General features: G+C 50.0%; 10 protein-coding genes and 1 pseudogene. 5 read left to right on the top strand and 6 right to left on the bottom strand.

Going from position 1 to position 13003, the window contains the following annotated elements; all coding sequences use genetic code 11:
• Positions 1 to 662: 662 nt before the first annotated feature.
• The gene (rpsF, locus tag IQ235_RS06260; RefSeq protein ID WP_264320634.1) at positions 663 to 1004 is read right to left on the bottom strand and encodes a 30S ribosomal protein S6; all 342 of its coding nucleotides are present in this window, start codon (positions 1002 to 1004) and stop codon (positions 663 to 665) included.
• Between the two features lie 93 nt (positions 1005 to 1097).
• Here rpsF and IQ235_RS06255 point away from each other — a divergent pair, with 93 nt between their 5' ends.
• From IQ235_RS06255 to IQ235_RS06245, 3 genes are all read left to right on the top strand, one after another.
• Complete coding sequence (locus IQ235_RS06255; RefSeq protein ID WP_264320633.1) at positions 1098 to 1301, top strand: hypothetical protein; 204 nt, start codon at positions 1098 to 1100, stop codon at positions 1299 to 1301.
• A 167-nt stretch (positions 1302 to 1468) separates the two neighbouring features.
• Positions 1469 to 2269 (top strand): TspO-related membrane protein, encoded by an 801-nt coding sequence (locus IQ235_RS06250; RefSeq protein ID WP_264320632.1) that lies wholly within the window; start codon positions 1469 to 1471, stop codon positions 2267 to 2269.
• Complete coding sequence (locus tag IQ235_RS06245) at positions 2253 to 3110, top strand: DUF72 domain-containing protein (RefSeq protein ID WP_264320631.1); 858 nt, start codon at positions 2253 to 2255, stop codon at positions 3108 to 3110. Before IQ235_RS06250 ends, IQ235_RS06245 begins: the two co-directional genes overlap by 17 nt.
• A gap of 39 nt (positions 3111 to 3149) precedes the next feature.
• Here the strand turns inward: IQ235_RS06245 and IQ235_RS06240 are convergent, their stop codons facing one another.
• A complete protein-coding gene (locus IQ235_RS06240) occupies positions 3150 to 3797 on the bottom strand; it encodes a pentapeptide repeat-containing protein (RefSeq protein WP_264320630.1) in 648 nt (215 codons plus the stop codon).
• Positions 3798 to 4035: 238 nt separating this feature from the next.
• Between IQ235_RS06240 and IQ235_RS06235 the strand changes: the two genes are divergently transcribed.
• Positions 4036 to 4941: a tetratricopeptide repeat protein gene (locus IQ235_RS06235; RefSeq protein ID WP_264320629.1), complete on the top strand. Its 906-nt coding sequence runs from the start codon at positions 4036 to 4038 to the stop codon at positions 4939 to 4941.
• Positions 4942 to 5430: 489 nt separating this feature from the next.
• A complete protein-coding gene (locus tag IQ235_RS06230) occupies positions 5431 to 6711 on the top strand; it encodes a calcium-binding protein (RefSeq protein ID WP_264320628.1) in 1281 nt (426 codons plus the stop codon).
• Positions 6712 to 6953: 242 nt separating this feature from the next.
• On the opposite strand, the gene IQ235_RS06225 is transcribed toward IQ235_RS06230, so the two are convergent.
• The 4 genes and pseudogenes from IQ235_RS06225 to IQ235_RS06210 all read right to left on the bottom strand — a co-directional run.
• A complete protein-coding gene (locus IQ235_RS06225; RefSeq protein ID WP_264320627.1) occupies positions 6954 to 9149 on the bottom strand; it encodes a hypothetical protein in 2196 nt (731 codons plus the stop codon).
• Between the two features lie 64 nt (positions 9150 to 9213).
• Positions 9214 to 11400 (bottom strand): pre-peptidase C-terminal domain-containing protein, encoded by a 2187-nt coding sequence (locus tag IQ235_RS06220; RefSeq protein ID WP_264320626.1) that lies wholly within the window; start codon positions 11398 to 11400, stop codon positions 9214 to 9216.
• Between the two features lie 317 nt (positions 11401 to 11717).
• Positions 11718 to 11927 carry a hypothetical protein gene (locus IQ235_RS06215; protein WP_264320625.1) on the bottom strand — a complete coding sequence of 70 codons (210 nt, stop codon included), beginning with the start codon at positions 11925 to 11927 and terminating at the stop codon, positions 11718 to 11720.
• Between the two features lie 15 nt (positions 11928 to 11942).
• Positions 11943 to 13003, bottom strand: a pseudogene (locus IQ235_RS06210) (hypothetical protein); the annotation flags it as partial.

Raw genomic sequence — 13003 nt, 5'->3', positions numbered from 1 at the left:
CGATTGTGTCATAATAAATAGTCCTGGGCAAACCAGTTGTCACGCGGGCATCGTTTGACGGGCGCGATCGAGTGGGAAGCGATCGCCATATGTTGTTTTGTACTTGCGTTAGTCGGCTCTACTATAACTAGGTTTGGGTCGCGATTTGGGTGCGATGGCCAATTAGACGACCCAAACGACTCAAAAAAAAGGCTCCATCGGTGGAAAGACCGACATGACCGACCGTAGCGGTCGCTCGATCGGATCGTCTTTCGAGATGAAAGTTCGATCGACAAACTCAAAAGACAATCTGCTCTTCTAGCAAAAGGTCTAACCAATTTTATTCCAACCTGGAACCTTGTGAATACGGGTAAGGTTTGCCGTTGTGGTTCTACAAAACTAATCTAACTCCGATCGACAGGATAACAGTATCGGATATTACGTAGGAAATGGGCGTTCGACGAGCACGAACGCTATGGGGAGATAGAGGAAGCGGTGCGCGCTAGCCGTGTCCGCGCGCGTCCGAACCCAAAACCGGCCATAAAAAATAGCCATCGAACGTCCAAAAATGTTTGAAGGCGTTCGTGGCTTAGATAACGATTGCCGAAGCGTCCGAACGCGAAGTTCGATCGAGATAGGTTCCCGATTCAGGGACGAACCACCGGCAGTTTGCCGCGATTCAATTATTCTTCGACGGACTCTTCCGATTCGGATACTTCTTCCGGGGCCGCCTGAACTAGAGTCAGATAGCGAATGACTTCCTCACTCATTTTCATCGATCGCTCCATGACCGCAATGCAAGTTCCGGGGCCAACGTAATTCATCTGAATGTAAATGCCGTCTCGGTGCTTGTTGATTTCATAAGCGAGGCGGCGTTTTCCGCGATGCTGAATCTCCAGTTGTTCGGCACCCTGTTCGTTGAGTAGAGCGCGATATTTTTCGATGGTTTGTTCCGTGCGCTCTTCTCCAAGATCCGGACGCAGGATGTACATGGTTTCGTAGACGGGGGATTTGGGTTTTCCCATAGGGATATCTTTTCCTTGTGGACGATTTGGCTCGGAGCGATCGACAAACTTGACTTTCCGATGGACTCTTGATGACTGAGTCACTTTGGAGGTTTGGATAGCTCTTGGAGCAAGGACTACTCATTCTACCAGATCCCTCGATACTGGCGAGAAAGTCTTTTTTTCCACGATCGGAAAGTCGATGAAGTGGGTGCATTGGCGATTGAGGCGCACTCTAGCGTACAAATCGCCCGACCCACCGTAAAACCGAAAACTTCCCGGACGATCGATGCTCTTGAAAAACAACGCTATATCTAGAGTTTTAGAGTGAGAATAAAAATATTAAACCCTATTTGTAGATACATTTACCAAGCCGAATCCCATTGAATTGGGACAGATTGAAAAGAAATTGCGAACAATCGGTATAACTGGTAAAAATTTATCTAAAATACATAAAAGTATGTTGTACGATCGACCCGATAAAAATGATGAAACGCCGCTTCGATCGAGATTTTTTCAGACAAGTTTCTACCTTGGCTTCTATTTTGGCAGCCTTCTTTATTAATATCTGGTCAAATCTCAATCCCATCGGCGATCTAACCATTGGAGAAATATCGAATACTCTCTTGGGCGATGTGCTCGTTACCCCAGCTAACTATGCATTTTCAATCTGGGGTCTTATTTATCTGGGGTTAATCGGATTTGGCATTTACCAACTTCAGCCCCCCCAACGGAAGCACCCCGATCTGAGGAAGCTGGGCTATCTTTTAGTCGCCAGCAGCATCGCTCAGATTCTCTGGGTCTTTCTATTTCAGTGGCGCTTTTTCGTTCTTTCCCTAGGGGCAATGGTGGCGATTTTGCTACCTCTAATTTGGGCCTATCGGAAATTGAGAATTGGGAAAAAGCTCGTTCCCCTCAAGTTTAAATGGCTCGTCCACATTCCCGTCAGTATTTATCTGGCGTGGATTAGCGTAGCGACGATCGTGAATGCGGCAGTTGCCCTATACGCGATCGACTGGCAGGGATGGGGCATCTCGACCGTCAGCTGGACGATCGCTATGGTGGCGGTCGCCGCGCTTTTAGGGGCGATCGTGGTGGGGCGACGGCGAGATCTGGCGTTTCCGGGGGTAGTAGTTTGGGCGCTGGTGGCAATCGCCATTCGCCATACAGAAATCCCCTCGATCGCGATCGCCTCCGCCAGTAGCGCGATCGCATTGTCGATTTGGGTAGGGTTTAGGGTGTTTCGCACTCAAAAAGGATTGAAAAACTATGGACGTTCGTTTTAAACTCGGCTGTGCCGTTTGGGCCTATCGCGGTTGGCTGGGAGAGTTTTATCCCACCGGCAGTCGAACGAGCGATTTTTTGCATCTCTACAGCCGTCGCTTTAGCACCGTGGAAGGGAACACCACCTTTTACGCCATCCCCGACGCACAAACCGTTCGGCGTTGGGCCCTCGAAACGCCCGATGATTTTGAATTTTGCCTGAAGTTACCGCGCGAGTTTACTCATAGCGGGTTGCTGCAACCCTCAATCGAGGGAACGTTACGATTTTTAGAGCATATGGAAGGCTTGGGAGATAAACTCGGGCCGGTTTTCGCTCAGTTACCCCCCAACTACGGCCCGGAATACCTACCAGACTTAGAAGCGTTTCTCGAAGCCTTGCCCGAAAATGTCCCCTTGGCGCTCGAAGTTCGACATCCCGACTGGTTCTGCGAACCTCACGCCTTGCAACTCAATGCCATCCTCGAAGGCTTGGGAGTCGGGCGGGTTATCCTCGACAGCCGCCCCATCTACAGTGGCGATGACGATCCTCAAGAGAACTCCTCCCGCCGCAAACCCAAACTGCCGGTGCAGCCCATTGTCACCGCCGATTTCACGATCGTCCGTTTCATCAGCCATCCGGTGCGATCGCGCAACGAGGCATTTTGGCCGGAGTGGGCGAACTGGCTCGAGGGATGGTTGCACCAGGGAAAGCGAGTCTATTTCTTCGTTCACTGTCCCATTGAAGAGCGATCGCCGGGTACGGCACGGGATTTCTCACATTTACTCGAAGCACGGGGGATGCACGTTCCCCCCCTACCTTGGGATAGCGTCGAACAGCCTCCCTTGCAATTGAGTCTGTTTTGAGGGTGAGGGTTTTTCGTTCTTAAAGAACTTGAGAGATACCTACAATTCGGGACAGATAGCTTGAATGGGAGTGGCATCGGGCATAATCGCCCCGCACAAATCCACCTCACTTAAATTAGCACCTTCTAAATTTGTTCCCCACAAATTCGCCCCAGTCAAATTCGCCCCAGTTAAATCTGCCCCAGTTAAATCTGCGTCTCGAAGATCGGCACCTTGAAGATTTGCCCCGGTCAAATCTGCCTCTTGCAACCGGACATTTCTGAGATCGGAATCCTCAAGATTTGCCCCGCTCAAGTTGACTCCCCCCATTTTGGCAATTTCCAACGTCGCCTCCGTCAAATTCACCTCACTTAGATTTGCCCCGCTCAAGTTGGTTAGCGCCAGATTCGCTTTGCGCAGATTCGCGCCGAGTAGATTTGTATCCTGTAAATTGGCATAGCGCAAATCCACGCTTTCGAGGTTTGTCTGGCTCAAGTTCGCTGCGGTCAGAATCGCCCCGAACAAATCGGAATTTTTCAGATCGACACCTTGAAGGTTCGCACCCGTCCAATCGATACTGCGTAAGTTACAGCCGCAACAGCGACGAGTTTCTAATAATTTGCGCGAATCGTCGGGATCGTCGGCTCGCACCGGGAGGGTCCACCCCAGTAGTAGCAGTGCGGTAAAAGTTGCTAGCGTGCGCTTCATTAATTTATCTAGGCTCAATTCGATCGGGCTATTTCTATCTTCACCCAAGATTTGAGAGATCGAAAAATTCCACTTGTAGTACTATTGAGGCGTTTGGTTCGATCGAGGCTGATACGTAAACGCGATGTCGGCACTCAGGCAAATGAAAGCACTCCAAATGGCGGTTTAAACGTAAACCTGCGTCAGGGGAAGCGCACAGGACCCCTACGACGAACTTGAGATTAGCCATCGAATTTCCATGTTGACAAAATCGGTTTTAATGGGGTTGCTGGTTCTAGGGTTTTTCGGGTCTAGCCTCGTTTGCGCGCCTCCGATTCGGGCCCAAATTGCGAAGCCGGCGAACCCAGAACCGGACGATTCGGCAAGTTATTATATTCGAGGCCGCCAGCGCTACCACACCGGCGATATCGAAGGGGCGATCGCAGATTTGACTGAAGCTTTGCGCCTCGATCCCAACTACGGGGCAGCTTACCTCTACCGGGGCTTCTTACGATCGCAAAGTGGCGACTTTTCCGGCGCGATCGAAGATTATACCGCTGCAATTGCCCTGGACGAGGGAGATGCCGAGGCGTACTTCCGTCGGGGGGTAGCACGATGGCATTCGACCTTGAATGGGAACGATGTCTCTGAAATAATGGCAGATTTCGATCGAGCCATCGAACTCGATCCCGAATACGCACTCGCTTACTACCATCGGGGCAAGTTGCTGCTTGAGTTGGAAGATTGGCAAGGGGCGATCGCCAACTTGAATCGCGCCATCGAACTCGATACCTATTTTGCACCTGCTTATCTGAGTTTGGGGGCAACCAGAGCCGGATTCGGCGACGTAGCTGGGGCGATCGAAGCCTATTCCCAAGCGATTCAAATCGACCCCGATTACGCCCTGGCTTATTACAATCGCGGTATCCTGCACGCACAACTGGGCAATTACCAAAAAGCAATCGCCAACTTCAGCGCCGCCATCGACATCGATCGCAACTACGCCAATGCGTATTTCAATCGCGGAGCCGTTCGCAACAATCAACTCGGAGATCTAGAAGGGGCGATCGCGGATTTTCAAGCGGCTGCCGAACTGTACCAACAACAAGGCAATACAGAAGCCGCACAACACGCCCGAAATCAGCTCGATCGCGTTTCACCGTAAATCGCGTTTGCTCTCTCTAAAATTCGTCAGGAAAACGAGATTTGGAGAGATTTTTGCTGGGTGAATTGTCGATAGTCGTCAGGTTTACCGCACACAAAGGCGCGGGTTAAATTAGCGTGAGAAAGAGGTAAGAACCATCCAACGATCTTTACACTCTCTTTAAAAAGTCTTCACAATTAAGACAAACTTAGAGGCACGGATTTGCGTAGTTGGAGCGATCGAGCAACCCCATTGGTGAAATGGGATTAAGTTTCGATCGTACAGCACTCTAAGCTCCTATCTTCACCGTATTTTAGGCTCGATCGCAGTCTGAATCATTATGAAATTACACCGTGAATCTTCCAGGACGTTTGAATTTATTTTTATCGGATAATCTAACTAATAAAATACCTGCCATTCTGGCAAGACAAATCGATTTGTCTCGCTGTATATTAACAAAATATTTTAGATTCAAACTCTCCACAACTATAGAAATTCAGTAAAACAAAAATGCAAGATACTCACTTTTTACGACCGTCCGGTTCGGTTTCTAACGATAACTTTGCCTTTGCTCAAGGGGGACTGGTGACTGAAAACTACAGCCATCAGCCGTCTTTAGATGTGCTAGAAGATGATGCCGATGTCGTTCTCGAAGACGGTATCGCCGAAGCCTTTGCCGAAGCACAATCCACGTTTTCGAGGGATGATGCTTTTACGGCCCTGTTTTCGGAGACGGGAATCGTCGTGGAAGCCGAATCGGGAAGTTTTAACGGCACGGCGAAAAGTAAAGCAAAAGTGACGGCGGCTTTTGAAGTGGGAGCCCATGAAACTTTTTCCTTCGATGCGATCGCCGATTTATCCATCGATGCCAAAGAAATCGAAAATCCCGATGCTGAATATTCCCGCGCGAGGTCCGGTGCATCTTTCCTCTTACTCGATGTCACCGATAGTAACAACCCTCAAATTGTCGATTATTCCGCAGCCACGGGGCGTTTAATTTCTTCCCAAAAAGTCGGTCGCGTTCGGTTGGGTTCGACTGGAAACGTAACCCTCATCGAGCGGCAAATCGATCGAGATGTGGATGGAAATAACGGAACCGATTCGGTTGAGGCTTTCGTCGTCGCTCGGTACGAGCGTCGGTTCAACCGAGATACGCGCTTGGCGCTAATTCAAGTTGATGCGAGTACGGTGAAGGTGGTTGAAGATGCCCTCATCGATCGATTGGGATCGGGTGTGAGTTACGGTTCGATTCGCAACGATCGCCTTCGGGGAAATAATCGCAGCAATAAAATTTACGCCAGTTTAGGCAACGATCGCCTGTTTGGATACGGCGGTGACGACATCCTCGAAGCGGGTCGAGGGAACGATCGCGCCGTTGGTGGCAGGGGAAACGATAAAATTAACGGCGCTCGCGGCAACGATAATCTATTCGGCGGTCCCGGAAACGATGAAATATTAGGCGGAGAAGATGACGACACCCTAACCGGAGGACGCGGTAGCGACACGATGACCGGGGGAGATGGTTCCGATACCTTTGTCTTCGTTCGCAATCGCAGCTTGCGTTCGGGGGAAGTCGATATCATTACAGATTTCGAGCCAGGGGTCGATACGATCGAATTTCGGGGTTGGAGTGGCTTGAACCCGCAAGCTTGGTTTAACGATGCCATTGCAGACGATCGATTTGTGAATACTTCTGACGGAACGAGGTTTTTCTCGAATTATGGCGGAGAGGTTCTCTTTGAGGGGATTAGCGTTAACGATTTGAGTGGGTCGGATTTCAGCTTCGCGTGATCTTGTCGCGGTTTTGATGAAGGTAAGCTAATGCGCATTTAAATCGTATATTCTCAGGCGCAAGATAAAAATGCTCAAGTCTTCTGGGCGTCTGGGCGTCCCCGCGTCAGTCAAAACTAGTAAATTAGATGCGTAGCAGCTTAGACCCCACCGACAAAATAGGGGACGCGCACGGGGGCACTACCCCTACAGATTTTCACATTTTTCCAGCGCACAAACCGCGATCGTTCTGCGTAACGGCACTAGGTTGCCGATAAACTCAGATCGTAATTGACGTTTTTATCCCCATTAATGACTGAGGTAAAATAAACCCCTGGATCGAGTAAAATCGATGCTTCGGCGGTGAGGGTTCGATCGTCAAAGGGAATTGTTCGGGAAAATCCTCCTATATCCCTGGCGCCATTATTATCCGCATCGGCAAAGATCGAGACTCCGATATTTTGGCCGGGAATACTTTCGGCAACTTCGAGTAACAAATCCACCGTAGAAGGGCGATCGAGAACGAAGCGATAATAATCGAGGCGATCGGCCTCACCGAAGCTATCGGTAACACCCACCATACCCGTCAGTACATCTAAATTTCGGGCAGCATCCGGAGTATTTCCTACCGTATCTGGGGGTAATCCCGGTGGGGGAGTTGGGGTAATGCTGAGGTTGTATTGCGATAACGAGAAATTAAATGGATTAGCCGAAACCCGAACGAAGTAAGTATCGGGGGTCAAATACAGACTCCATGCAGTTTGTTCGGGGGCGCTCGATCCCAGGGTGGGATGTACCCCTTGCACGAACTCCAGTTCGCCGTCGCCGTTGCGATCGCGACTGATGGCTAGGGCGGAGTTTCCCGTGAGGCGATCGAGGACGATACCGACGTTGGTGGGGGTATCGATCTCAAACTGATAGAAGTCGGTTCGATCGGCTTCATTCACCGTTTCGCTAACCGATCGCCCCGTATCCAATCCCCCCAAATCTAACGCCATCTCAAAGATATTCCCCGCAGTATCGGGGGGCAGCCTCGATGCTTGCGGCGATAGGGTGAGGGTATAGTCTGTATCGGTGCGATCGCGTCGCAGTTGCAGGAAATAGGTTCCGGCATCCAAGGCAATACCCAGGTCGCTTTGGGCACTGGCCGTTTCGATAATCTCGGTGTAATCCCGAAAGAACCGAGCACTCTCGATTTCGCCATTGTTATTGAAATCTCGGGCAATTTCGATCGTGATGTTGCCACTGTTGCCGTCGAGTATGGCTTCGATATTCGTCGGTTCGTCGAGGGTAAAACGGTAAACATCAGTGTTATCGAGCAGTCCGATCGCATCGTTGAAGGTTTGCACGGTACTTAGCGCCCCCAGATCGCGGGCGGCAGATGCCGAGTTCCCTGCCCCATCGACGGGTATCGCATCAATGGGACTGACGAGAAGACTGCCATCGTACGGCGTTGGCCGGAACAGAGCATCCTCGCTCAGGAGGATCGTCGATCGGAGCCAGTAAGTTCCCGGAGACAACAAACCGGTGATGGGGAAGTTACCAAACAATCCACCCCCCACATCAAGGCGTTCGTCGAAGTCAAGTTGGCCGTTGCCGTCGAGATCGACCAATAACTCGCTCTGCACGCCACGAAAGCCTCCCAAGGACGTTTGCTGCATTTTGAACAGATCGATCCCGATCTGGCTGGGGCGAAAAAGGGTGAATTGATAGAGGTCGTTTTGATTGTTGGCGTTTAAGACATTGCTAAAGCGACGGTGACCGGAGATCGCCCCAAAGTCAAAACTTGTATCGATCTCGAACTGCGATCCGGGATCGTTGGTGACGGGCAATAATGGCGCGGCGATGCGGCGTTCGTGGATGCCGAACACTTGATAGTGGTTGAAGGCTTGGGAACTCGTCAGTCCGGCTTGGATGAGGTCGGGATGTAGACTCAGATAAGTGCCGACATCGAATTGGGTAGACGCGATCCGTCCTTCATCGATGCCGAACTGGTTGAAGTGGGTTAAGGCTTGACGATTGGTGAATCCGGCCGCGATTAAATCGGGATGTCGATCGAGATAAAAACCGATATCGAACATATTCGAGGCAACTCGACCTTCATTGATGCCAAATGTCTGAAAATGGTCGAATAGTTGCTCGTTATTCAACCCCACTGTAACTAAATCGGAGTAAGACGATCGATAAAAATCGGCATTGAAAGTATGGGAAAACAGCCGTCCTTCTGCTACGCCAAATGTGGAAAGATGGTCGAAGAATTGACGATTCTCTGTGAAGCCGACCGCAGCTAAATCTGGGTTGGCGGCGCGATAGAGATCGAGATCGACGATCGGGGAAAAATCTCGTCCTTCCCGCAGTCCGAAGTCGAAAAAGTGTTGAGTCGCTTGTTCGTCGGTAAAGTTGGCCAAGTCGGGATTGACTTGACGATAGTAGTCAAGATCTAGAAGGTTATTCGTCATGATTGGTTACTCTTTGGTTAGATCCGAATCTTATAAAAGTCGATCGAAATCTGATGTTACAAACTCAAATCTGGGACAAAGTCAGATCGTAGTTGATGCTTTCTCCGCGATTGAGAACTTGGACGAAGTAAACACCAGCAGTGAGTAAAACTGATTCTTCCGTTCTGAAATCGTTAGAACTGATAATGAAGCTTCTGGAGAAATCTCCGATGTCGGATATGATGCCATTATTATTAGAATCGCTAAATAAACCGAATCGCGAGAATCCAAAAGTACCGTCATTCGCTTCAAGTAATAAATCCACCGTCGAAGGGCGATCGAGAACAAAGCGATAAACATCCGCCTCATCAGCTGCTCCCACGCTGTCGCTGACGGTCTGAGTTCCGGTGAGAACATCGAGATTTCTGGCGGTATCCGCACTATTTCCCACTCCATCCGGTGCTAATCCGGGTGGGGGGGTTGGAGCGATACTGAGGTTGTATTGTGAGAAATCGTTTTCGTCTGAGACTTGTACGAAGTAAGTGCCGGGGGTTAAATATACGCTCCATGCCGTTTGCTGGGGGGCACTCGGTCCATTGCCAGTTGCAAAACCTTGCAAGATGTCGCGCCTTTCGAGAGTTCTGCGATCGATCGCGCCGCTACTAATATTCCGACCCATTGCCACCAGGGGACTTCCCGTGAGGCGATCGAGGACGATACCAACATTGGTGGGGGTGGTAATCTCGAACTGATAGAGGTCGATCTTGTCGGTTTCAAGGACTGTATCGCTAAACGATCGCTCTGTATTCAAAACTCCTAAATCTAAAGCCATCGATCGGGTATTCCCCGCACCGTCCGAGGGCAGTCTCGAGGCTTGGGGCGATAGAGTGAGAGTGTAATCTGTATCGACGCGATCGCGTTGCAAGCGCAAGAAGTAGGTTCCGGCATCCAGGGAAACGCCGACTTCATTGTTAGCCGCTTCGATAATTTCGGTATAACCTCCAGCAAACGAGGAACTCTCGATTTGACCGTTGTTATTGAAATCTCGGGCAATTTCGATCGTGACGTTGCTACTGTTCCCGTCGAGTATGGCTTCAATATTCGCGGGTTCATTGAGGGTAAAGCGATAGACATCAATGTTATCGAGCAGTCCGATCGCATCGTTGAAGGTTTGCACGGCGCTCAGCGTACCCAGATCGCGGGCGATAGATGCCGAGTTCCCTGCCCCATCGACGGGTATCGCATCAATGGGACTGACGAGCAAATTGCCATTATATGCTGTTGGCCGCAAGGGAAATTCGTCTTCAGCAAAGAGACTGGCTTCAATCCAGTAAGTTCCGGGGGTTAACAAACCTGATATGGAGCGGTCAACTCGACTTCGACTATCATCAAGACGTTCGTCGAAGTCGAGTTGACCGTTGCCATTAGAATCGCGCCATAACTTGCTTCTGACATACCAAAAGGGATTGTTGGGTTGTATTTCGAGGGCATCGAAACGAATCGCACTGGGGCGAAAAAGGGTAAATTGATAAAGATCTGTCTTATAAAAGCGATCTAGGACATAGCCGAAATAACGGTTCCCAGCCACGACCCCTAAGTCGAAACTGGTGTCGATCGTCTCTCCAGGATCGCTGAACAGGGGTAAGAATGGCGCGGCGGTGCGTTGTTCGTTAATTCCAAAAACTTGATAGTGGTCGAAGGCTTGGGAACTGCTTAGTCCGGCAGCGACCAGATCGGGATGAATGCCCAGATAAGTGCCGACATCGAACTGAGTTGAGGTGATGCGTCCTTCGTTAATGCCGAACTGGTTGAAGTGATTCAAGCCTTGGCGATTGTTCAATCCCGCAGCGATTAAATCGGGATGAGAGTTGAGATAAAAGCCGATATCGAACGTGTTCGAGGCGACTCGCCCTTCATCGATGCCGAATTGAAGAAAATGATCGAACAGTTGCTCGTTATTGAAGCCGACAGCCGCTAAATCGGAGTGGGAAGCGCGGTAAAAATTCGGATGAAATGTATTAGAAAATAGCCGACCTTCTGCTACACCGTGAAGCGAAAGATGGTCGAAAAATTGACGATTGTCCGTGAAGCCGACCGCGGTTAAATCGGGATTTGCCGCTCGGTAAAGATCGAGATCGACGATCGGGGAAAAATCTCGCCCTTCACGAATACCAAATTCAAAAAAGTGTTGAGTCGCTTGCTCAGCCGTAAAATTAGCCAAGTCGGGATTGACTCGACGATAGTAGTCGATGTCCAGGAGATTGACAGTCATTTTTAGTTAGGGAGTTTATGTCAAGAAAAAAAGCTGTAGAGTAACCGCCGATCGATACTGCCTGGTAATTTTCTCGACTTTAATAATCCCCAATTTGTTCCGTTAATTTAAATTAGCTAAAAAATTGGGATGATAAACATAAGTCCGAATCTTTTTCATTAAGAATAGTAAATATAATGAATTTCGATCGGGTTTTAAATTTATATATCGTTACGTTTTAGAAGAGATTGACGATAGAATCGATCGAAAAATTTTGGCGAACTCGGTTGGGAAACGGGCGACGGAACCCAACCGATGCAACAAAAATCACCCCTTCCCTAGAGGACCGAGAGGCTCAAATCGTAATTAATATTGCCCGGAGTTAAATACAGACTCCATGAGATGGGATTGGAGGCGATCTCGACTCCAGTTTGAGTGGGTTGACCCAAAGTCGATCGCAACGCGGGAGATATCCAAAAAAGCGCTAAAAATCGATTAGAAATCGATCGATCCAGGGGTTGGGAAATCCGTCGCCAAACCCAACCCACAACCCATTTATCAGTTCATCCAACGATCGATAAACTCAAATCGTAATCGATCGTATCTAGATTCCCCGACACGGGAACCACTCCGGCAAAATAAACACCCGGTTGGAGAAAAATGGAGGTTTGAGCTTGCTGGGTTTGCGGATTCACAAACGCACCGGGGATAAATTCTCCCGCACCGAACCCCTCTATTCTTCCGTTATTGTTGAGATCGTTCAGGATCTGAAGTGCCACATTCGGACTACTCCCGGTGGGGTCGAGTAAGAAATCCACCGTGGTGGGACTATCGAGAACGAAGCGATAGAGATCCCGTTCGTCGGCCGGGCCCACGCTGTCGCTAAATGTCTGCATTCCGGTGAGAACATCCAAATTTCGGGCTGTCTGGAGATTATTTCCGGCTGCGTCTGCGGGTAATCCCGGTGGGGGAGTGGGAGAGATTTCAAGATCGTATACAGAAGATTCTGTAAACTCGTCCGAGACGCGGGCAAAGTAAGTGCCGGGGGTTAGATGCAGACTCCACGCCGTTTGTTGGGGGGCGGTCAATGGGCCCTGACTTTGCAAGATATCGCGACTTTCGAGAACGATACTATCGCCCGAAGGGCCATCGAAATCTCGACCGAGGGCAAGTGCTGGGCTTCCGGCGAGGGCATCGAAGGTGATGCCGACATTGGTGGGTGTCGTAATCTCAAATTGATAGTAATCGGTGCTATCGGATACGCCAACGGTATCGACAAGCGATCGCGCTTCGGTCAACACCCCCACATCGAATGCTGACGGTAGGGTATTGCCCGCCCGGTCTGGGAACAGCCGCGATGCTTGGGGGGCGAGGGTGAGGCTGTAGTCGGTGTCGGAACCACTGTTTTGCAGCCGCAGGAAGTAGGTCCCCGCATCGAGAGTCACCCCCAGGTCGCTGGTGGAGGTGGACGCTTCGACAATTTCTATGAAGTCTTCAACCTGAGTTTCATCAATAACACCATTGTTGTTGAAATCTCGCGCAAGTTCCACGGTGACTTCGGTACTCGTACCATCCACTAAGGCTTCGACGTTGGTCGGTGCATCGAGGGTAAAGCGGTAGATGT

It is taken from the genome of Zarconia navalis LEGE 11467, from assembly GCF_015207075.1.
GTDB classification, from domain to species: Bacteria; Cyanobacteriota; Cyanobacteriia; order Cyanobacteriales; family Geitlerinemataceae; genus Zarconia; species Zarconia navalis.
The sequence above is the reverse complement of the archived record's forward strand: the minus strand, read 5'-3'. Positions and strand labels throughout refer to the sequence as shown.

What these genes read in the sequence shown, in the direction of transcription:
- IQ235_RS06220 (WP_264320626.1), bottom strand. Translation starts at nt 11,400, where the DNA reads ATGACTGTCAATCTCCTGGACATCGACTACTATCGTCGAGTCAATCCC.
- IQ235_RS06230 (WP_264320628.1), top strand. Translation starts at nt 5,431, where the DNA reads ATGCAAGATACTCACTTTTTACGACCGTCCGGTTCGGTTTCTAACGAT.
- rpsF (WP_264320634.1), bottom strand. Translation starts at nt 1,004, where the DNA reads ATGGGAAAACCCAAATCCCCCGTCTACGAAACCATGTACATCCTGCGT.
- IQ235_RS06250 (WP_264320632.1), top strand. Translation starts at nt 1,469, where the DNA reads ATGATGAAACGCCGCTTCGATCGAGATTTTTTCAGACAAGTTTCTACC.
- IQ235_RS06245 (WP_264320631.1), top strand. Translation starts at nt 2,253, where the DNA reads ATGGACGTTCGTTTTAAACTCGGCTGTGCCGTTTGGGCCTATCGCGGT.
- IQ235_RS06240 (WP_264320630.1), bottom strand. Translation starts at nt 3,797, where the DNA reads ATGAAGCGCACGCTAGCAACTTTTACCGCACTGCTACTACTGGGGTGG.
- IQ235_RS06225 (WP_264320627.1), bottom strand. Translation starts at nt 9,149, where the DNA reads ATGACGAATAACCTTCTAGATCTTGACTACTATCGTCAAGTCAATCCC.
- IQ235_RS06235 (WP_264320629.1), top strand. Translation starts at nt 4,036, where the DNA reads ATGTTGACAAAATCGGTTTTAATGGGGTTGCTGGTTCTAGGGTTTTTC.